This is a genomic window from Blastococcus sp. KM273129, assembly GCF_021698995.1.
In the GTDB taxonomy this organism is placed as follows: domain Bacteria; phylum Actinomycetota; class Actinomycetes; order Mycobacteriales; family Geodermatophilaceae; genus Blastococcus.
Genome location: NZ_SSXB01000001.1, coordinates 32,184 through 51,400, shown reverse-complemented (window position 1 = coordinate 51,400; position 19,217 = coordinate 32,184). Strand labels below are relative to the sequence as shown.

Below are 19,217 nucleotides of genomic sequence, written 5' to 3'. Positions count from 1 at the left end.
GGGCAGCCGGCGAGGAGGAGACGTGGCGGACTCGAGCGGGACCTCCGGCGGTGGGCGCGGCACGCGCGGGGCGACCCCGGAGGCGGGCGGCACCGCGTCGGTGCGCACCTTCCCCGATCGCACGGCTGACGGCGACGGGCTCACCCAGCGGCAGCGGCGGGTCCTCGAGGTGATCCGCGACTCCATCGACCGCCGGGGCTACCCGCCGTCGGTCCGGGAGATCGGCGAGGCGGTGGGGCTGTCGTCGGCGTCCTCGGTCGCCCACCAGCTGTCCGTGCTGCAGAAAAAGGGCTGGCTGCGGCGCGACCCCAACCGGCCCCGCGCGCTGGACGTCCGGCTCCCCGGTGACACGGGCCGGGGCGCGGCCACGCATGCCGAGCCGCCGGTGGTCGCCGACGGCGAGCAGGCCTCCGCCCCCACGTACGTCCCGCTCGTCGGGCGGATCGCCGCCGGTGGCCCGGTCCTGGCCGAACAGGCGGTGGAGGACGTCTTCCCGCTCCCCCGCGAGCTCGTGGGCGAGGGGACCGTCTTCATGCTCAAGGTGGCCGGCGACTCGATGGTCGAAGCCGCCATCTGCGACGGCGACTGGGTCGTCGTCCGCCAGCAGCCCACTGCCGAGAACGGGGAGATCGTCGCCGCCATGATCGACGGCGAGGCGACCGTCAAGACCTACAAGCGGCGGGACGGTCACGTGTGGCTGCTGCCGCACAACCCGGCCTACGAGCCCATCCCGGGCGACGAGGCGACGATCCTCGGCCGGGTGGTCTCGGTCCTGCGCCGGGTCTGACGACACGACGTCGGTGGCCGGCCGGGGCTTCGTGCCGGCCGGCCACCGACGTGCACGGGCGCGGTGATCAGCGCCGCTGGTAGTTCCCGTCCCGCTTCTCGAAGAAGGCCTGCAGCGCCTCCTGGTGGTCGTCGGTGCGGAACATCTCGAGGAAGCGCTTGGTCTGCAGCGCCTGCCCTTGCGCGAAGTCCATCTCGAACGCCCCGGTGACCGCCTCCTTCGTCGCCTCCACGGACAGCGGCGCACGGGTGGCGATCCGCTGGGCCTTCGCGAGCGCGGCCGTCATGAGGTCGGCCGGCTCGTGCACCTCCGTGACCAGGCCCCAGTTCAGCGCCTGCTGCGCGGTGTACCGGGCCCCGGTCAGCAGGATCTCCTTGGCCGGCCCCAGGCCGATGACACGCGGAAGACGCCAGAAGCTCACGATGAGCCCCACGTTCACCCCGGCAGCCACGAAGAACGCCTCGGTGGATGCGATGCGGATGTCGCAGCAGAGCGCGAACTCCAGCCCGCCGCCGATGGTCGCCCCGTTGATCGCGGCGATCACCGGTGCCCGGAAGTTCTGCACCCCGTTCAGCACCCGGCCGAACCCGGCCAGGTAGTCCTCGAGCTGCTCGTCGCTCATGGACTGGTCCTCGCCGAGGTGGGCACCTGCGGTGAACGCCCGCCCCTCCCCGGTGATGACCAGGCAGCGCACCTGCTCGTCGGCGTCCAGGATGTCGAGCGCCCTCATGAACGACCGCCGGCTCTCCCAGCTGAAGGTGTTCGAGGGCGGGCTGTCCAGGCTGAGGACGGCGATGTGCGGGGTCTCGTAGCGCAGGTGGACCCCGGGGCCTACGTCGGTCGTGGTCACGGTCATGCGGCTTCCTCCGAGGATGCGTGGGCGTCTGGACGGGGCGTCGTCCGGCGACGGCGGGACTCGCCGGGCCGGTGGTCGAGCAGTCGCATGGCGATGACCGCCACGACGATGTTGATCAGCAGGATGACCACCGAGAGAGCACCCACCCGCTGGTACAGCGACTCGTTGGACAGGTTGTAGAGGACGGTGGCGATGGTCGGGTTGGCGCCGGTGTAGAGGAACACCGACATCTCCAGCTCCCGGAACAGCAGGACGAAGTTGAGCAGCCCCGCCGCCAGCAGCGACGGGCGCAGCAACGGCACGGTGATGCGCCGCCAGGTGCGAGCCCACGAGGCGCCCAGGCTCCGCGACGCCTCCTCGACCTCGGCGCCGATCTGCCCCATGCCCGCGTGCACGTAGGCGAAGGTCAGCGGTAGCGCGCTGCCGACGTAGGCGATGAGGAGGATGGTGAGCGACCCGCCCAGACCGAACGGCGGCGCGGCGTAGGCGATGATCAGCCCGATACCGAGGACGGCGCCCGGGAACGCCAGCGGGGCCGCCATCGCCGGTGCGATCACCGCGTTGCTGCGCGCCCTGGTCCGGTGCACGAGCCACGAAGCGAGCAGCGCGAGCGCGAGCGCCAGCACCGTCGCCGCCACGGCCAGGAAGAAGCTGTTGCCCATGGCCGCCGTGATCAGCGGCTGGCTGAACACCTGCTCGTAGTTGCCGGTCAGCGTGAAGTTGTCCGCCCCGAACGGTCGCCCGAGGGCCTCGCGGAACGACGTCGCCAGCAGGATGCCGAACGGCAGCACGATGCTGAGGACGACGACCAGCGTGCAGAAGGCCAGCCCCGCGACCCGGCCGGCGGGACCGAGGTGGGTCAGCTCCTGCCGCCCCGGCTTGCCTCCGATGACGGTGAACTTCTTCCCCCCGACGAGACGCCGTTGGACCAGCAGCAGTCCCGCGATGATCACGAGGATCGGCACGGAGATGACCGCCGCCGCCTCGATCCGGGGCGGGAACTGCATGAGGCTCAGCAGGACGGTCGGGATGGTCTGGAACCCGGTCGGCGCACCCAGGATGGCGACCGGGCCGAAGATCACCGCGGCGCTGACGAAGACGAGGATCGACCCGGCGATCAGCGCCGGCGCGATGACCGGGAACGTCACCGTCCGGAGCACCCGGGCCCGGGAGGCACCGAGACTGGCCGCCGCGTGCTCCAGCGCCGGGTCGATGCCCTCGAGCGCGGCCGACACCGGGAGGAAGACGAGGGGGTAGAGGAAGAGGGAGAGGACGAAGATGATCCCCCACGGGCTGAAGATGTCGAACGGCGCGGACTCCAGGCCGAAGAGGGACATCAAGGTGGTGTTCAGCAGCCCGTTGCGCGGCCCCAGCAGGAGGATCCACCCGAGTGCGGCGATGAAGCTGGGCGCGGCGAAGGTGAGGACCGCGGTGCCGCGGAAGAAGCGCCGGAACGGCAGATCCGTCCGCACCGCGAACCAGGCGACGGGGAGGCCGAGCAGGAGGCTGCCCACCACGGTGCCCGAGGCGATCCACAGCGAGTTGAGGATCGCCTCGACCAAGCGGGGTTCGCTGGCCAGCAGCCCGTAGTTGCCGAGCGTGAACCCGCCGTCGTCGGCGACGAAGCTCTGGCCGAAGACCTGCGCGACCGGGTAGCCGATGAGGGCGACGATCGCGACCACCCACACCCAGCGCATGGCGCGCTCGAAGCCGGTGCCGCGCCGATGGGCCTGCCGTCGGCGGCGGGGCGGAGCCCCGGTGTCCCGGGGCACCCCGGCCGCGTCGGTGCCCGACGCGGCCGGGGCGGCGGAGCTGGTCAGCGCCATGACGGGCGGCCCGGGGGTGCGGTGGAGCCGTTCGGTCGGCGGCTCATCGGTTGAACAGCTCCGCGAAGCGGGCAACGACGTCCTCGCCGCGCTCCTCGATCTCCGAGAGGTCCGCGGTCAGGAGCGTGGCGTCGGAGAGGTCGGCGCCGGTCGGCGGCTGGGGACCACCCTGGAGCACGCTGCGCCCGCCCTGGTCGGCGAGGGCCTGCTGGAAGTCCTCGCTCAGGTGGTACTGCACCAGCAGCTTCGCGGCGTTCGGGTGCGGCGCGTCGGCGAGCATCGCCAGCTCGGACGCGAAGGACGGCACCCCGTCCTCCATGAAGGCGATCTCCAGGGGCTCGCCCTCCTCCGCGGCGCTGATCACGGCCGACTCGATGGCCGGGATGCCGATGTCGGCCTCACCGGTGAGCACCAGCTGTGCGAGGGCGAGACTGCTGTCGGTGACGGAGACCTGCCGCTCGGCCAGCTGCTCCAGCCACTCCTCGCCGTGGAGGCCCGTGAGCATCGTGTAGTAGGCCAGCGCGGTGCCCGATGCACCCGGGTCGGCGCTGATGATGGCGCCGTGGTCCTCGCCGGCCAGCTCCTCCCATGTGGTGGGGAGGTCTGCCGGGTCGGTGTTGGCGGAGTTGTACATGATCCCCAGCGGGACGAGGCTGTAGGGCACCTGCGGGTTGTCCGGGTTGTCCAGGCCCTCGCTGATGTCGGCGAGGTTGGGCACGTCGGCATCGGCGATGACGCCCTCGTCCGCCCAGTCCTGCATGGTGCCGGGATCGGTGAGGCTGACGACGTCCGCGTTGACCGACCCGCTGGCCAGCTCGGCGGAGATGGAGTTGGCGATCGCGCCCGAGTCCTCGCGGGTGAAGGTGACCTGGATGCCGAAGAGCTCCTGCATCCGCTCCTGGAGCAGCTCCAGGCCGGGGCGGGTGTGCCCTCCGGCGTAGAGGACGACGCCGCCCTCCTCCTGCGCGGCCTCGACCAGCTCCTGGTCGATCCCCTCCACCGCGGCCGGCTCGCCGCCGGATCCGGCGTCCGACGCCGGTGTGGTCGAGCCGTTGCCGCAGGCGGCGACGAGCACGACGGCCATGGGGACGGTCAGGCTGGTGAGCAGGCGGCGCGCGGAGCAGTGGGAGAACACAGGGCCTCTTCTCGGGTGGGTGACGCTGTTCGGACGGGGGGATCGGGAGACGGCGGCGCTCACGCCGCGGACCGGCCGGGAACGGGTGCCGGGACGGCGCTGACGTGTTCGGTGGCGGCCGCGGGGCGGTCGCCCAGGACGGCGGCGGCCCCGCGGTCGACCCCGAGCGACACCGCCTGGCCGGGCTGGAGCCGTCCGACGCTGGGACCGGTCGCCTTGATCGGCTCGGTGAGCCCGGGTAGCTCCACGGAGTACTGGACGTGATCGCCGAAGAACAGGGCCTCGCGGACCACGGCACCGGAGGTGTCGCCGGGGTCGGCCGGGGTGAGCCGGACGTCCCCCGGGCGCACGGAGACCATGACGGCCTGGCCCTCGCCCAGCGGGCCGTCGGCCGGCGCGTCCGCCTCGACCGGGACGCCGCCGGGCAGTTCGAGGGCGACAGCTCCGCCGACGGCACCGCGGACGGTGGCCGGCAGCACGTTGGTCGCTCCCAGGGCGCGGGCGACGAACCCGGTGCGCGGCCGGCGGTAGACGTCCTCGGGGCTGCCGACCTGCACGATGCGACCGTCGTGCATCACCACCAGGCGGTCGGCCAGCGACAGGGCCTCCGCCTGGTCGTGGGTGACGTAGACCATGGTCACGCCCAGCGACCGCTGGATCCGCTTCACCTCCGACCGCATCTCCTCCCGCAGCCGGGTGTCGAGGTTGGACAGCGGCTCGTCGAGCAGGAGCAGCGCGGGGTCGTTGACCAGGGCCCTCGCCAGCGCGACGCGCTGCTGCTGGCCGCCGGACAGCTGGTGGGCGTACCGGTCGGCGAGCCCGTCCAGCTGGACCATCGACAGCGCCTCGTCGGTCCGCCGCCGCACCTCGGCGCGGCCCACCTTCGCCGTCGTGGGTCCGTAGCCGACGTTCTCGCGCACGCTCAGGTGCGGCCACAGCGCGTAGCTCTGGAAGACCACCGACATCCGCCGTCGCTCGGGTGGCACGAACGTGCGCCCACCGACCAGGACCTCGTCGCGGAGCCGGATCTCGCCGGCGTCCGGGCGCTCGAAGCCGGCGATCATCCGCAGGCACGTGGTCTTGCCGCAGCCGCTGGGCCCCAGCAGCACCACGGCCTCACCCTCCTCGATGGAGAGGTCGACCCCGTCGACGACGCGGGCGGCGCCGAAGCTCTTGGTCAGTCCGGACATCACGAGGTGGGTCACGCGGATACCTCCGTCGGCTCGGGAGAGGGGGCCTCCGACGCGGCACCGGGGTGATCCCCCGCGGAGGTGGTCAGCAGCACGCCGTCGGCGAGCAGCTCGTCGATGTCGGAGGCGGACATGCCGGCCTCCACCAGGACCTCGCGGCTGTGCTGACCGAGCAGCGGCGCCGGCCGGCGGATCGCGGCCGGGGTGCCGGACAGCTTCACCGGGGCCCCGATGTGGCGCACCGTGCCCATCCGGGGGTGCACCGTCTCGACGACCATGTCCCGGGCCCGCACGTGGGGGTCGGAGTAGACCTGCTCGATGTCGTAGAGCGGACCGCTCGGCACGCCCGCGGTCTCCAGCACCTCGAGCCATGCGGCGGTGGGGCGGGTGCGGAGCCTCGTCGCCAGCTCGCCCGCCAGCTCGATCCGGTGCTTCATGCGCCCCGGGTTGTCGGCGAAGCGAGGATCCAGGGCCAGGGCCCGGCAGTCCAGCGCCTCGCACAACCGTTCCCAGTTCCGCTGGTTGGCCGCGCCGACGGCGATCCAGCCGTCGGCGGTCGGCAGCGCCTCGTAGGGCGCGGACAGGCGGTGCGCCGACCCCATCGGCCGGGCCACGTCACCGAGCCCGAAGAACATCGCCGTCTCCCAGACGGTGTAGGCGATCCCCGCCTCCAGCAGCGACGTGTCGACGAACTGCCCCACCCCCGTCCGCAACCGGTGGATGTAGGCCGACAACACCCCGTAGGCCGCGAAGACGCCGGCGTTCAGGTCGCAGATGGGCACGCCGACCTTCACCGGCGGGCGCCCCGGCTCGCCCGTCATGCTCATCAGCCCGCTCATCGCCTGCGCCACCAGGTCGTAGCCGCCGCGCCCGGCGTAGGGGCCGGTGGCACCGAACCCGGAGATGGAGCAGTAGACGAGCCGGGGGTTCTCCGCCCGCAGCGCCTCCTGCCCGAGGCCGAGCCGGTCGAGCAGACCGGGCCGGAAGTTCTCCACCAGCACGTCGGCGTCGCGCGCCAGCCGGCGGACCACCTCGGCCCCCCGCGGATCCTTCAGGTCCACGGCCAGGCCGCGCTTGTTCCGGTTCATCGCGTTGAACGCCGGCGACAGCTCCACGTCGGGACCGCGCGACATCCGCCGCGTGTCGTCCCCGCCCTCGGGCCGCTCGATCTTGATCACGTCGGCACCCATGTCGGCCAGCAGCATCGAGCAGTACGCCCCCGCCATGACCTGGGTGAGGTCGAGGACCCGGACCCCCGCGAGGGCGCCCGGCTGGACGGGTTCGGACACGTGCGCTCCCTGCTGTTGACGGTTGTGCCACTGTGTGGAACGGTGAACCGTGTAGTGGCACGGTATGACGCCGGCCACAGTAGGGAGTCGAGAAGGGTGACGTCAACCACATGAGGTCGGTGTCCGTGGCGCTGGCCGTGCTCGAGGCCGTGTCGGAGCGCCAACCCGTGGGCGTCAGCGAGCTGTCGAGGGCCATGGGCCTGCCGAAGTCCACGACCCAGCGGATGCTGCTGGCCCTGGGCGAACTGGGGTGGATACGGGCCGGCGGGGAGGAGCCGACCCGGTGGTCCCTGACCGCGAAGGCGATGGCCATCGGGTCCCGGCACCGGGGGGACGAGGAGATCCGGCGCGTCGCCCTGCCCGCCATGCACCGGCTCTCCGCAGCGACCGGCGAGACGGTGCACCTGTCGGTCCCGGACGAGCGGCGGATCGTCCTGCTGGAGAAGATCGAGGGCGTCCACCCCGTGCGGACCAACGCCGTCGTCGGGCACGGCGCCCCCATGCACACGACCGCGTCGGGCAAGGCGCTGCTCGCCGCCATGCCGGAGGCCCAGGCGGCGGCCCTCCTCCGGGCAGCGCCGCTCGAGGCGCTGACCCCTCACACGGACACCGATGCCGACGCCCTGCTGCGCGAACTGGAGCAGGTGCGCCGGCAGGGTTACGCGGTCACCGTCGGCACGCGGCACCCGGACATCGCGGCCGTCGGTGCCGCGGTCCTCGGCGGGGCAGGGCGGCCGGTGGCGACCCTGAGCCTGTCCCTGCCGGCACAGCGGCTCCCCCGGCGGCTGTGGCCGGTCTACGGCGAGCAGGTCGCCCGGGCCGCCGAGGAGTGCAGCCGGGAACTCGGTGGCGGGCGCCCGGCCTGACCGTCAGGGCCGGCGGCGCAGCCGCCCGGTCAGCCAGACCACGACGGTGGCGACGGTGGCGGCGATCACCGCCGCGGCGATCGGCGAGCGGTCCGAACTGGTGGTCAGCTCGGCGAGGGAGGGCAGCGGCGCCCCGGTGGGCGCCGGGCTCGTCGCGGCGACCCCGGCCGGGACGGGCACCACGGCGACGGCGCTGGGCAGGCCCTCGCTGGCGACGACCAGCGCCTGGCCGTCGGCGGTGAAGCTGATGGCCTCACCCTGCGGGGACTCCGGGAGCGCCACCCGCACCGGCTCCCCGGCCAGTGCGCCGAGGACGTCGGATCCGGTGAGCGGCCACACGTACGCGTCGGTGTAGGTGCGCAGCGCCAGGGCGCTGCCGTCCGCGGCGACCGCGCCCCCGGTGACCAGGAGCTGCCCCGCCCGGCCCACCGGCCCGCCGGGGGTCCCGGTCAGCGTGACGTTCACCGTGCCCACCCGTTCCAGCGGCACCGTGCCGCCGTCCACCAGCGCCGCAGCGGGGCGGTAGACGCCGCTGGACCCCAGCACCTCCTTGGTGACCAGGTACGGGGTGCCGTCCGGCGCCAGGAGCAGCGCCTCGGCGTCGTGCGCGCCGTCCGGGTAGGTCAGCCGGTGCAGCGCGGCCGTGCCGTCGGGTCGGAGGACGTGCAACGCCACGGTCGGGCGGACCGTGCCGTTGTCGCCGATGTCGGCCACCCAGACGCTCCCGTCGGGCGCCACGCCGAGGTCTTCGGGGTCGAACGGGTCGGCCGCCGCGGTCCGGACGTCGACGACCGCGCACGAGGAGTCCAGCCCGTGGACGGCCACCTGCTCGCCGCCGTCGTTCAGCGCGAGCACCTGCTCCCCCACGTCCACCAGCCCCGAGAGCTCGGCGAGCCGTGGATCGGTGATCGAGCACCGCACCTCGGGCGCGGGCGCCGCCACCTCCGCGAGCGCCGGGGCGGGGGCGAGCACGGCCGCGCCGCCCACCAGGGCGCTCGTGGCGACGGCCCGGCACCGCCGGGCACGGTCAGGAACCGGGACGGCCTGCTCGGGCACGTACCCAGCGTGACAGAACCAACTCGTCCAGTGCATGAACCACGCCCAACAGGACGATCCCCACGGCGGCGCCCACCACCGCGTCGCTGACCCAGTGGAAGTCCAGCGACACCATGGCCACGCCGGTGGCGACCGGCCCGACGACGCTGAGCCACCAGAAGGTCCGCTGCACCGCGGGAGGCAATCCGTACTCGACGGCCTGCCACCGGGCCACGCCCCACATGAGCACCGCGTTCGCGACGTGGCCGGAGGGGAACGAGACGCCGTCGGAGTGGAAGAAGTAGGAGCCGGGGAACGCCGGCGCCGTGCGCCCGAACCCGTGCTTCATCGCATAGACACCCGCGGTCAGCAGCCCCAGGGCCAGCAGCACGCGGACCGCCGGCAGCCAGGTCCCGCGCCGCCACAGCAGGTAGCCGATGAGGCCGGCGAGCACGACCAGGATGGTGACGCGCCCGCCGATCTGGGTGACCACCCAGACCGCCGGGTAACCGGGTGTGTCCCGCAGCCCCCAGTCGCTGACGATCTCGGACACCCGCAGGTCCAGCCGCTCGGACGGCCCGTGGGTGACCAGGTCTGCGGAGACGAGCACCGTGACCAGCAGCGCGGCGGCGACCAGCCACCACGGTGGCCGGCCGACCGGGACGACGGGAGCCGCGCGCGGTGGACCGGTCTCCCGCACCGCACCCCTGGTCACGCCGCCACGGTACCGGCCCGTGACCGGATCGTGATCCGCGGCGGTCGACGCGTCGGCTCTCAGCCGACGGGAACCGCGAACTGCTCGAGCACCGCCGCCAGCGCGCCGTCGACCCGTGCGGTGAGCCGCGTCCCGCCGGCCTCGTGCCGCTCGCCGAGCACCTCGCCGTCGCGGTGCACCCGCGAGACCAGGTCCCCCCGCTCGTAGGGCACCAGCACGTCGACCTCGACGTCGGGGTGCGGGAGCCGCTCGGCCACCAGCCGACGCAGGCCGTCGATCCCCGTCCCCGTGCGCGCGGACACCCAGACGGCACCCGGGAGCGCCTGCCGGAGCATGAGGATCTCCTCCTCGCCCATGGCGTCGACCTTGTTGACGACGATCAGCTCGGGTACCGACGCGGCGTCGATCTCCCCGAGCACGACGCGCACCGCCTCGATCTGGCCCAGCGGATCCGGGTCGGAGCCGTCGACGACGTGCAGCAGCAGGTCGGCCGCGGCCACCTCCTCCAGCGTGGAGCGGAAGGCGTCGACGAGCTGGTGCGGCAGGTGGCGCACGAACCCCACGGTGTCGGTGAGCGTGTACTCCCGGCCGTCGGGCGACTGGGCCCGGCGCACCGTCGGGTCGAGGGTGGCGAACAGCGCGTTCTCCACCAGCACGCCGGCACCGGTCAGCTGGTTGAGCAGGCTGGACTTGCCGGCGTTGGTGTACCCGGCGATGGCCACGCTCGGCACGGCGTTGCGGCCGCGGCTTGCCCGCTGGGTCGCCCGGGCGGTCGCCATGCCGGCGATCTCGCGCCGCAGCTTGCTCACCCGGGCGCGGATGCGCCGCCGGTCGGTCTCGATCTTCGTCTCGCCCGGACCACGGGTACCGATCCCGCCACCGCCGGCGACCCGGCCACCGGCCTGGCGGGACATCGACTCACCCCAGCCGCGCAGCCGCGGCAGCATGTACTGCATCTGGGCGAGCTCGACCTGCGCCTTGCCCTCCCGGCTGGTGGCGTGCTGGGCGAAGATGTCCAGGATCAGCGCCGTCCGGTCGACGACCTTGACCTTGAGCACCTTCTCCAGCTGGTTGAGCTGGCCGGGCGTCAGCTCGCCGTCGCAGATCACGGTGTCGGCGCCCGTGGCGGCGACGATGTCGCGGATCTCGGCGGCCTTGCCCGAGCCGACGTAGGTGGCGGCGTCGGGCTTGTCCCGGCGCTGGCTCACCGCCTCGAGCACCTGCGACCCGGCGGTCTCGGCGAGGGCGGCGAGCTCGGCCAGGGAACGGTCGGCGTCGGCCTGGGTCCCCTCGGTCCACACCCCGACGAGCACGACGCGCTCCAGCCGCAGCTGCCGGTACTCGACCTCGGTGACGTCGGCGAGCTCGGTGGAGAGGCCGGCCACCCGGCGGAGGGCACCGCGCGCCTCGAGCGCGTAGGAACCGGTGGTGTCATCGGCCTCGTCCCACCGCCCGGCGGGAGCGGGGGTGGGGGCGGGGTCGGCCTGCTCGTCCACGGGCAGGGCATCGGGGGCGGTCGTCATCGTCTCCAGCGTGGCACGGTCCTTCGGCGAGAGCACCTGAGTTGTCATCGCCCGGTGCAACGCACGGAGCACCCGGATGCATCCCGGTCGCCGCCACGGGTAGGGGTCCCGGCGACGAGACGCCCCGCGACGAGGAGGAACCGATGACCGAGCACGGATCGACCCGCCTGGGTGCCGACGGCGACGTGGAGGACCCCGGCCGCGACCCGAAGGGCATCGGCGGGCCACCGCGGAACCCCCTGGGTGCGGGGGCGGACCAGGACAGCGGCCGGGGCGCGCCGCCGACCCCTCCGCCCACGGACGACGACGACGCGATGGTGCCCATGGCGCCCGACGACGACCGCCGCGACAGCTCGTGACCGGCGAGGCGAGAGCTAGCCGAGGAGCCACTCCGGGCAGAGCGCGCCGGCCGACACCAGGACCGCCGGCCCGCTGAGCACCGTCGTCCCGGGGGCCACCCGCACCGACAGGCGGCCCCCGGGGACGTCGACGACGACGGTCCCCTCGGTGGCCCCCTCCGCCCGCAGCGCCGCGTAGGCCGCCGCGCAGGCGCCGGTCCCGCACGACCGCGTCTCCCCCACCCCGCGCTCGGAGACCCGCAGCCGCACGTGCGCGCCCGGTTCGAGGACGTTGACCAGCTCGACGTTGACCCCCTCGGGGAACAGCACGGGGTCGAAGGCCGGGGCCCCGGTCAGGTCCAGCTGCTCGACGGGCACGTCGGTGAGGCAGGCCAGGTGCGGGTTGCCCATGCTCACCGCCACCCCCTCGAACGTCCGGCCGTCCAGCTCCGCCGAGCCCTCGCCGAAGGGCCGCGCGGGCCCCATCTCCACCCAGTAGCCACCGTCCGCGCCGGCCCCGACCCGCCGGGGCCCACCACGGGTGCCGACCAGCAGTCCGTCGGCGCACCCCTCGCGGTCGACCAGCCCCTCGGCGACGAGCGCGTGCAGGAACAACCGGATGCCGTTGCCGCACATCTCGGCGTAGGAGCCGTCGGCGTTGCGGTGGTCCATGAACCACTCGCACCGGTCGAGGTCCTCCCCCAGCACGGCGTGCGCGTCGGGCACGTGCGCGCTGCGGACCAGCCGCAGCACGCCGTCGCCCCCGAGCCCGGCCCGGCGCTCGCACAGCCGCCGGACCATCGCCGCGTCCAGGCGGTCGCCGGCCCAGACCTCGCCGTCGGGGTCGGGCAGCACGACGAAGTCGTTCTCCGTGCCGTGGCCGATCAGCACGCGGGGCGAGGAGCTCACCGGTCGATCGTATGCGCGGTGATCACCGCGACCGCGGCGTCGGCCAGGTCGGCCCGCCCGGCGTCGAGCCACGAGGTGCCGGTGTCCCGGCGGAACCAGGAGCGCTGCCGGCGGACGAACCGGCGGGTCGTGGTCACCGTGCGCTCGCGCGCCTCCTCGGCCGACAGGGCGCCGTCGAACTGCGCCAGCACCTGGGCGTAGCCGAGCGCGCGGGAGGCCGTGGGGCCCTCGCGGAGGCCGTCGGCGGCCAGCGCGGCCACCTCCTCGACGAAGCCCGCGGCCCACATGCGGTCCACGCGTGCGGCGATCCGCTCGTCGAGCTCGGCGGGCTCGCGGTCCAGGCCCAGGAGCACCGCGGGGTAGTGCGGGCGCGGCTCGGGGAGCCGGGCGCGGAACGGCCCTCCGGTCAGCTCGACCACCTCGAGCGCGCGCACGATCCGCCGTCCGTTGCTGGGCAGGACGGCCGCGGCGGCCGCCGGGTCGACCGCCGCGAGGCGCGCGTGCAGCGCCGCCGGGCCTGCCTCGGCGAGCTCGGCCTCCAGCCGGGCCCGGACCGCGGGGTCGGTGCCCGGGAAGTCCAGCTCGTCGAGGACGGCGCGCACGTACAGCCCGGAGCCGCCGACCAGCAGCGGCACCACCCCGGCCGCCCGCAGCCGGTCGATCTCGGCTCGTGCACGGCGGCGGTACTCCGCCACCGACGCCGGCTCACGCACGTGCCACAGGTCGAGCAGGTGGTGCGGCACCCCAGCGCGCTCGGCGAGGTCGGGCTTGGCGGTGCCGATGTCCATGCCGCGGTAGAGCTGCATCGAGTCGGCGTTGACCACCTCGCCGCCCAGCCGCCGGGCCAGCTCGACGGCGAGCGCGGTCTTGCCGGTGGCCGTCGGCCCGACGACGGCGACGACCGGCGGCGTCACGCCACGACCCAGTCGGCGACCGGGTAGCCGACGCCGAAGGGCGCGGCGTCGTGGCGCAGGTGGGCGGTGACGTGCCGGCCGGCGAGCGCGGCGCCCACCGCGCGCCAGACCGGCACCCCCGCGGCGAGCAGCCGCGCCCCCTCCGCCGGGTCCAGCGCGGCCAGCGCGGCGGCGTCCCCCGTGGCGAGGGCGGAGGCGACGGCGGCGTCGAACGGCTCGGCCGCCGGGTCGAGGTAGCCGGGCGCCTTGACGGTGCGCCGCGCCGAGCCGTCGCCCATCGCCAGGACGCCGACGGTCGGGGGCAGGTCACGCAGCAGCTGGCCCAGGTCTGCGGGGCCGATCCCCACACGGGTGCCCGCGAACGCCACCTGGTCGAGCAGCCAGGCACCCACGAGGTGCGCCGTCGGGAGCCGGCGCCTCCCCGGCCGCAGCCGTCCGTCGAACGGCAGCTCGAGGTCGACCCCGAAGCCGCGCAGGGCACCGCCGTCGCCGGCACCGAACCGCTCCCCCCGCGCCGCACCCGGCCCGACGACGACGACGACCTCCGGGCGGGCGCCGAGCAGCGCGGTGACCGCCTCGACGCAGGCCGCACGCAGCGCCGTCGTCTCCGGCGCGGGCCGCCCCTCCACCGCCGGGACGAGCAGCGGCGGGCACGGGCAGAACGCCACGGCGGCCGACGGACGGGGCGCCGGGGCCGGGACGCCGCCGGGGAGGGAGGTCACGGCAGCAGTGTCGCCGATGCGACGTGGGACACTGCGGGACGTGTCGAGCACGGACGACCCCGGCAACGGGGTGCAGCAGGCCGCTCCGCCGATTGCGGAGACCCCCGAGACCCCCGCCCCCGAGGTGGCGACGCCGCCCGGCGGCTCCGAGGCGGTGACCCCCGAGGCCGGTACACCGGCGGCACCCGCGCCCGCGGACGCGGCGCTCGCCGACCCCGCCGCGGAGCCGGCACCGCCGGCGGCTCATACCCCGGCGCCCGCCCCCGCGCCGCCCGCCGCACCGGCGGAGACCGTGGTCAGCGACCCGTCGCAGTGGGGCCGGGTGGACGAGCAGGGCACCGTCTTCGTGCGCACCCCCGACGGCGAGCGCGAGGTCGGCTCCTGGCAGGCCGGGGACGCCGAGGCCGGGCTGGCCCACTACGGCCGCCGCTACGACGACCTCGCCACCGAGGTGGCGCTGCTCGAGGCGCGGCTCAAGGCGCACACCGGCAACCCGGGCGAGATCAAGGCCAAGGCCGAAGCGCTCGCGTCGTCGATCCCCACCGCCGCCGCCGTCGGCGACCTGGAGGGGCTCGCCGCCCGGGCGCACGCCATGGTGGCGACCGCCGAGTCCGCCGCCGCGGAGTACCGCGCCGAGAAGGCAGCGGCCCGCGCGGCGCAGGTGGCCCGCAAGGAGGCGCTCGCGGCCGAGGCCGAGCAGATCGCCGCCGAGTCGACGTCGTGGAAGGCAGCCGGCGACCGCCTCAAGGCGATCGTCGAGGAGTGGAAGACCATCCGCGGCATCGACCGGAAGACCGACGACGCCCTGTGGCAGCGCTTCGCCGCCGCCCGGGACGCCTTCGGCCGCCGCCGGGGTGCCCACTTCGCGCAGCTCGACGCCCAGCGCGGCGAGGCCCGCGCGGCGAAGCAGGAGCTGATCAAGGAGGCGCAGCGGCTGTCGACGTCGACCGAGTGGGGGCCCACCAGCGCCGCCATGCGGTCGCTGATGGACCGCTGGAAGGCCGTGCCGCGCACCGGCCGGGACGGCGACGACGACCTGTGGAAGCAGTTCCGCGCGGCGCAGGACGTCTTCTTCAGCGCCCGCGCCGAGCAGGACAAGGCGCGCGACGCCGAGCAGGTGGCCAACCAGCAGGCGAAGGAGGAGCTGCTGGCCGAGGCCGAGCAGCTCGACCCGGGGAAGGACCTGCGGGGCGCGCAGAACGCGCTCCGGAAGATCCAGGAGCGCTACGACGCCATCGGGCACGTGCCGCGCGCGGTGATGCGCCAGCTCGAGGACCGGATGATGGCCGTGGAGCAGAAGGTCCGCGGCGCCGCCGACGCCGGCCGGGTGCGCACCGCCCCGGAGAACCCGATGGTCGCCTCGATGCGGGCCGCCGTCACCAAGGCCGAGGAGCAGCTGGCCAAGGCCGAGGCCGCCGGTGACGAGCGCCGGATCGCGGAGGCGCAGGCCAACCTGGCGACCCGCCGGGAGTGGCTGGCCGAGGCGGAGAAGTCCGCCCGCCGGTAGGCACCCGGGGTCAGCAGCCGCTGGAGAGCACCGGCAGCGGGGCGGGGACGCCGACCTGGGGCATGCCGAGCGAGACGCCTGGCGTCGTCGGCCGGGTACCGGCCTCGCTCGCGTCCCCGGCGCGGGTGCGCCGGTGGGACAGCAGCGGGCCGTCGGCGACCAGGTGGTGCGGCGCGGCCTGGGTGACGACGGTCTCGACGACGTCACCCGGCCGCACGCCCCCGGCCGCCGTGAAGTGCACGAGGCGCCCGTCGCGGGCCCGGCCGGAGAGCCGGCCGCGCGCGGCGTCCTTGCTGCCCTCGCCCGCCGCGACGAGCAGCTCCACCCGCCGGCCGACCAGCTCCCGGTTCTCGTCCCAGCTGATCTCGTCCTGCAGCGCGGTCAGCCGGAGGTAGCGCTCCTGCACGACCTCCTTGGGCAGCTGCCCGTCCATCTCGGCGGCCGGCGTCCCGGGGCGCTTGGAGTACTGGAAGGTGAAGGCGCTGGCGAAGCGGGCGCGCCGGACCACCTCCAGCGTCTGCTGGAAGTCCTCCTCGGTCTCGCCCGGGAAGCCGACGATGATGTCCGTGGTGATCGCGGCGTCGGGCATGGCGGCGCGGACCCGGTCGATGATGCCCAGGTAGCGCTCCTGCCGGTAGGCGCGGCGCATCCGCTTGAGGACGTCGTCGGACCCCGACTGCAGCGGCATGTGCAGCTGGTGGCACACCGCCGGCGTCTCGGCCATGGCGGCGATGACGTCGTCGGTGAACATGGCCGGGTGCGGGCTGGTGAAGCGGACCCGCTCCAGCCCCTCGATGCGGCCGGTGGCCCGCAGCAGGTCGGCGAACGCGCCGCGGTCGCCGAAGTCGCTGCCGTAGCTGTTCACGTTCTGGCCGAGCAGCGTCACCTCGAGCACGCCCTGGTCCACCAGCGCCTGCACCTCGGCCAGGATCTCGCCGGGTCGGCGGTCCTTCTCCTTGCCGCGCAGCGCCGGGACGATGCAGAACGTGCAGGTGTTGTTGCAGCCGACGCTGATCGACACCCAGCCCGAGTAGGCGGAGTCGCGCTTGGCCGGCAGGGTCGACGGGAAGACCTCGAGCGACTCGACGATCTCCACCTGGGCCTCGGCGTTGTGCCGCGCGCGGTCGAGCAGCGCAGGCAGCGAGCCGACGTTGTGCGTCCCGAAGACGACGTCGACCCAGGGAGCGCGCCGCACGATCTCCCCGCGGTCCTTCTGCGCCAGGCAGCCACCGACGGCGATCTGCATGCCGGGGCGGGCGTCCTTGACCGGGCGCAGGTGCCCGAGGTTGCCGTACAGGCGGTTGTCGGCGTTCTCGCGCACCGCGCAGGTGTTGAGGACGACGATGTCGGCGTCGTCCCCCTCCGCCGCGGCGGTGTAGCCGGCCGCCTCGAGCAGGCCCGAGAGGCGCTCGGAGTCGTGCACGTTCATCTGGCACCCGTAGGTGCGCACCCGGTAGGTGCGGGCGGGGCTCTGCGCTGCGCTGCTCATGACAGGAGGAAGGGTACGTCGCGGCGGGCGCAACGCCGGTCGTTGCCATCGACGGTCGATACGGTCCGCGGAGTGACGACGAACCGCCCCGTGACCCCGCGCCACGACGGGCGCTGGCGCCGGACGACGCCGCCCAGCGGGTGGTGTGCCACCTCGACCGGCTGCTGGAGGAGCGGGGCATGACGCTCGTCGAGCTCTCCGAGCGGGTCGGCGTCTCCGTGGTCGACCTCTCCGTGCTCAAGAACGGGCGGGCGCGCGCGGTGCGCTTCTCCACGCTGACCGCGATCTGCGACGCGTTGGCCTGCCAGCCGGCCGAGCTCTTCTCCGTCGCGCCGCCACGGTCCGGTGGGTAGCGCCGAGACTGCCCGCGACCGCCGTCAGCGCGACCGGCGGTGGCGCCGGTCGTCGCCGGGGACGTCCACCCGGATCCTCGCCACGACCGCGTGCACGGCGATGAGCGCACCGGCCATCTCCAACCCCTCCTCCGCGGCGACGAGCAGGTGGTACCGACCCGTCAACCACGGGTTCGGCAGATCGCTGGAGAGGGCGAAGGCGGCACCGAGCGCCTCCATGCCGACCGCACCCGCCATGAAGACGGCGCCGGCGAGGACCAGCCGTCGCCGCAGCGCCGGCTCGATGCCCCGCGCCAACCACAGGAGCAGCACGCCGACGACGAGCAGCACACCCGCGCCCGGGATCAACCAGGCGTTGAAGGTTCCCAGCCGGTCGGTCACCCGCACGCCCACCTGGTTCAGGAACTCGTGCACCTGCGCCCCCTCGTCGAGCGAGAGGAAGAGCGCGACGCCGGCGAGGACCCGGTACCGCGACGCAGGTCCACCCTCCGACCGGGCGGCGATCGACAGCACGGCGAGAGCAGCCGCCAGGACCGCCAGCAAGGCCGCCGAGAATCAGGACCAGGCGTTGCCCTCCGCATCCGCGTAGAAGAGGCGGGCCCCCTCTGCCAGGAGCGCGCGCCGGAACGAGGGCTCGGGCGCGACGTTGATGTGCGCGTAGTTGAGGATCAGTCCGGCCGCGAGGACCACGGCACCCACGGCCCCCGCGACGGAGGTCCACCGCCGAGCGGCGCGCGGCCCACCGATCGAGGTCGCGTTCGTGCCGGCCGCCGAGGCGGCGCCTGCCGGTCGGGGGGTCATCGTCTCGAGTCTGCCCGAGGCGTCACGCCGCTGCCCGTGGACCGGCGGGACCACTCGGGGTGGGCGATCACCCGAACGGGCGGACTCCGGCCGCTGACCGCCCGGCCCGCCCGCGTTCGTTACGCCTTCGTGATCCCGCAGTGCGGGAACCGCGACCTCGCGCCCTTAGGGTCCCCAGGGTGACCAGCCGTCCCAACGGAGAGCCTCTCGTCCGCCTGTCCGGCGTCAACAAGTGGTTCGGCGAACTGCACGTCCTGCAGGACATCGACCTCGACATCGCCCGGGGCGAGGTCGTCGTCGTCATCGGGCCGTCGGGTTCGGGCAAGTCGACGCTGTGCCGCGCGATCAACCGCCTCGAACCCATCGAGAAGGGCGAGATCACCATCGACGGCGAGCGGTTGCCCGAGGAGGGCAAGGAGCTCGCCCGCCTGCGCGCCGACGTCGGCATGGTGTTCCAGAGCTTCAACCTCTTCGCGCACAAGACCGTCCTCGAGAACGTCACCCTCGGGCCGACCAAGGTGCGCAAGAAGTCGAAGGCGGACGCCGAGAAGCGCGCCAGGGAACTCCTCGACCGCGTCGGGGTGGCGAGCCAGGCCGACAAGCACCCCGCCCAGCTCTCCGGCGGCCAGCAGCAGCGCGTGGCGATCGCCCGGGCGCTGGCCATGGAACCCAAGGTGATGCTCTTCGACGAGCCGACCTCTGCGCTCGACCCCGAGATGATCAACGAGGTCCTCGACGTCATGGTCGGCCTGGCGAAGGACGGCATGACGATGGTCGTGGTCACCCACGAGATGGGCTTCGCCCGGCGGGCGGCGAACCGGGTCGTCTTCATGGACGGCGGCCGGATCGTGGAGGCGGCCGAACCGGAGTCGTTCTTCACCAACCCGCGCTCGGACCGCGCCAAGGACTTCCTGTCCAAGATCCTCACCCACTGACACCACCGACCGCACGAACGATCGAGA

The 19,217-nt window shown here is 74.1% G+C and carries 20 protein-coding genes; 6 read left to right on the top strand and 14 right to left on the bottom strand.

The window, feature by feature from the left end:
- Positions 1-22: 22 nt before the first annotated feature.
- Positions 23-787, top strand: coding sequence for a transcriptional repressor LexA (gene lexA / locus E9565_RS00260; RefSeq protein ID WP_236833741.1), 765 nt, complete (start codon positions 23-25; stop codon positions 785-787).
- 67 nt (positions 788-854) lie between these two features.
- Here the strand turns inward: lexA and E9565_RS00255 are convergent, their stop codons facing one another.
- Genes E9565_RS00255 through E9565_RS00235 form a run of 5 tightly spaced genes read right to left on the bottom strand, consistent with a single transcriptional unit; the run spans position 855 to position 7,083 of the window.
- A complete protein-coding gene (locus E9565_RS00255; protein WP_236833739.1) occupies positions 855-1,643 on the bottom strand; it encodes an enoyl-CoA hydratase/isomerase family protein in 789 nt (262 codons plus the stop codon).
- Positions 1,640-3,469, bottom strand: a complete 1,830-nt coding sequence (locus E9565_RS00250; protein ID WP_236826154.1) for an iron ABC transporter permease — start codon at positions 3,467-3,469, stop codon at positions 1,640-1,642. Before E9565_RS00250 ends, E9565_RS00255 begins: the two co-directional genes overlap by 4 nt.
- 43 nt (positions 3,470-3,512) lie before the next feature.
- Positions 3,513-4,604 carry an extracellular solute-binding protein gene (locus E9565_RS00245; RefSeq protein ID WP_236826155.1) on the bottom strand — a complete coding sequence of 364 codons (1,092 nt, stop codon included), beginning with the start codon at positions 4,602-4,604 and terminating at the stop codon, positions 3,513-3,515.
- A gap of 59 nt (positions 4,605-4,663) precedes the next feature.
- Positions 4,664-5,809 (bottom strand): ABC transporter ATP-binding protein, encoded by a 1,146-nt coding sequence (locus tag E9565_RS00240; protein ID WP_236826156.1) that lies wholly within the window; start codon positions 5,807-5,809, stop codon positions 4,664-4,666.
- Entirely contained in the window at positions 5,806-7,083 is a 1,278-nt protein-coding gene (locus E9565_RS00235) for a CaiB/BaiF CoA-transferase family protein (protein ID WP_236826157.1), read from the bottom strand. Before E9565_RS00235 ends, E9565_RS00240 begins: the two co-directional genes overlap by 4 nt.
- A gap of 110 nt (positions 7,084-7,193) precedes the next feature.
- On the opposite strand from E9565_RS00235, the gene E9565_RS00230 reads away from it, so the two are divergent.
- Positions 7,194-7,949, top strand: a complete 756-nt coding sequence (locus E9565_RS00230; RefSeq protein WP_236826158.1) for an IclR family transcriptional regulator — start codon at positions 7,194-7,196, stop codon at positions 7,947-7,949.
- A gap of 3 nt (positions 7,950-7,952) precedes the next feature.
- On the opposite strand, the gene E9565_RS00225 is transcribed toward E9565_RS00230, so the two are convergent.
- Genes E9565_RS00225 through hflX form a run of 3 tightly spaced genes read right to left on the bottom strand, consistent with a single transcriptional unit; the run spans position 7,953 to position 11,222 of the window.
- On the bottom strand, positions 7,953-9,005 hold the full coding sequence (locus E9565_RS00225; protein WP_236833738.1) for a hypothetical protein: 1,053 nt from the start codon (positions 9,003-9,005) through the stop codon (positions 7,953-7,955).
- Positions 8,977-9,699, bottom strand: a complete 723-nt coding sequence (locus tag E9565_RS00220; RefSeq protein ID WP_236826160.1) for a phosphatase PAP2 family protein — start codon at positions 9,697-9,699, stop codon at positions 8,977-8,979. The genes E9565_RS00225 and E9565_RS00220 overlap by 29 nt, the downstream gene beginning before the upstream one ends.
- Before the next feature lie 59 nt (positions 9,700-9,758).
- Positions 9,759-11,222 carry a GTPase HflX gene (gene hflX, locus E9565_RS00215; protein WP_304505864.1) on the bottom strand — a complete coding sequence of 488 codons (1,464 nt, stop codon included), beginning with the start codon at positions 11,220-11,222 and terminating at the stop codon, positions 9,759-9,761.
- A gap of 143 nt (positions 11,223-11,365) precedes the next feature.
- Here hflX and E9565_RS00205 point away from each other — a divergent pair, with 143 nt between their 5' ends.
- Positions 11,366-11,581, top strand: a complete 216-nt coding sequence (locus E9565_RS00205; protein WP_236826162.1) for a hypothetical protein — start codon at positions 11,366-11,368, stop codon at positions 11,579-11,581.
- 15 nt (positions 11,582-11,596) lie between these two features.
- Here E9565_RS00205 and dapF read toward each other — a convergent pair whose 3' ends face one another.
- From dapF to E9565_RS00190, 3 genes are read right to left on the bottom strand one after another with little or no spacing between them, the layout of a single operon-like run.
- Complete coding sequence (gene dapF / locus E9565_RS00200; RefSeq protein WP_236833736.1) at positions 11,597-12,469, bottom strand: diaminopimelate epimerase; 873 nt, start codon at positions 12,467-12,469, stop codon at positions 11,597-11,599.
- Positions 12,466-13,383, bottom strand: coding sequence for a tRNA (adenosine(37)-N6)-dimethylallyltransferase MiaA (gene miaA, locus E9565_RS00195; RefSeq protein WP_236833734.1), 918 nt, complete (start codon positions 13,381-13,383; stop codon positions 12,466-12,468). The genes dapF and miaA overlap by 4 nt, the downstream gene beginning before the upstream one ends.
- Complete coding sequence (locus tag E9565_RS00190; protein WP_236833732.1) at positions 13,380-14,105, bottom strand: hypothetical protein; 726 nt, start codon at positions 14,103-14,105, stop codon at positions 13,380-13,382. Before E9565_RS00190 ends, miaA begins: the two co-directional genes overlap by 4 nt.
- 40 nt (positions 14,106-14,145) lie before the next feature.
- Between E9565_RS00190 and E9565_RS00185 the strand changes: the two genes are divergently transcribed.
- Complete coding sequence (locus tag E9565_RS00185) at positions 14,146-15,612, top strand: DUF349 domain-containing protein (RefSeq protein WP_236826166.1); 1,467 nt, start codon at positions 14,146-14,148, stop codon at positions 15,610-15,612.
- Positions 15,613-15,622: 10 nt separating this feature from the next.
- Here E9565_RS00185 and miaB read toward each other — a convergent pair whose 3' ends face one another.
- Positions 15,623-17,101 (bottom strand): tRNA (N6-isopentenyl adenosine(37)-C2)-methylthiotransferase MiaB, encoded by a 1,479-nt coding sequence (miaB, locus tag E9565_RS00180; RefSeq protein ID WP_236833731.1) that lies wholly within the window; start codon positions 17,099-17,101, stop codon positions 15,623-15,625.
- A 140-nt stretch (positions 17,102-17,241) separates the two neighbouring features.
- On the opposite strand from miaB, the gene E9565_RS00175 reads away from it, so the two are divergent.
- Entirely contained in the window at positions 17,242-17,454 is a 213-nt protein-coding gene (locus tag E9565_RS00175; RefSeq protein ID WP_308196064.1) for a helix-turn-helix domain-containing protein, read from the top strand.
- A 24-nt stretch (positions 17,455-17,478) separates the two neighbouring features.
- On the opposite strand, the gene E9565_RS00170 is transcribed toward E9565_RS00175, so the two are convergent.
- Complete coding sequence (locus tag E9565_RS00170) at positions 17,479-17,997, bottom strand: hypothetical protein (RefSeq protein ID WP_236833729.1); 519 nt, start codon at positions 17,995-17,997, stop codon at positions 17,479-17,481.
- A gap of 12 nt (positions 17,998-18,009) precedes the next feature.
- Positions 18,010-18,255, bottom strand: a complete 246-nt coding sequence (locus E9565_RS00165) for a hypothetical protein (RefSeq protein WP_236833727.1) — start codon at positions 18,253-18,255, stop codon at positions 18,010-18,012.
- A 179-nt stretch (positions 18,256-18,434) separates the two neighbouring features.
- On the opposite strand from E9565_RS00165, the gene E9565_RS00160 reads away from it, so the two are divergent.
- Positions 18,435-19,190, top strand: coding sequence for an amino acid ABC transporter ATP-binding protein (locus E9565_RS00160; RefSeq protein ID WP_236826169.1), 756 nt, complete (start codon positions 18,435-18,437; stop codon positions 19,188-19,190).
- Positions 19,191-19,217: the final 27 nt, after the last annotated feature.

What these genes read in the sequence shown, in the direction of transcription:
- miaB (WP_236833731.1), bottom strand. Translation starts at nt 17,101, where the DNA reads ATGAGCAGCGCAGCGCAGAGCCCCGCCCGCACCTACCGGGTGCGCACC.
- E9565_RS00205 (WP_236826162.1), top strand. Translation starts at nt 11,366, where the DNA reads ATGACCGAGCACGGATCGACCCGCCTGGGTGCCGACGGCGACGTGGAG.
- E9565_RS00250 (WP_236826154.1), bottom strand. Translation starts at nt 3,469, where the DNA reads ATGGCGCTGACCAGCTCCGCCGCCCCGGCCGCGTCGGGCACCGACGCG.
- hflX (WP_304505864.1), bottom strand. Translation starts at nt 11,222, where the DNA reads ATGACGACCGCCCCCGATGCCCTGCCCGTGGACGAGCAGGCCGACCCC.
- E9565_RS00255 (WP_236833739.1), bottom strand. Translation starts at nt 1,643, where the DNA reads ATGACCGTGACCACGACCGACGTAGGCCCCGGGGTCCACCTGCGCTAC.
- E9565_RS00165 (WP_236833727.1), bottom strand. Translation starts at nt 18,255, where the DNA reads ATGACCCCCCGACCGGCAGGCGCCGCCTCGGCGGCCGGCACGAACGCG.
- E9565_RS00230 (WP_236826158.1), top strand. Translation starts at nt 7,194, where the DNA reads ATGAGGTCGGTGTCCGTGGCGCTGGCCGTGCTCGAGGCCGTGTCGGAG.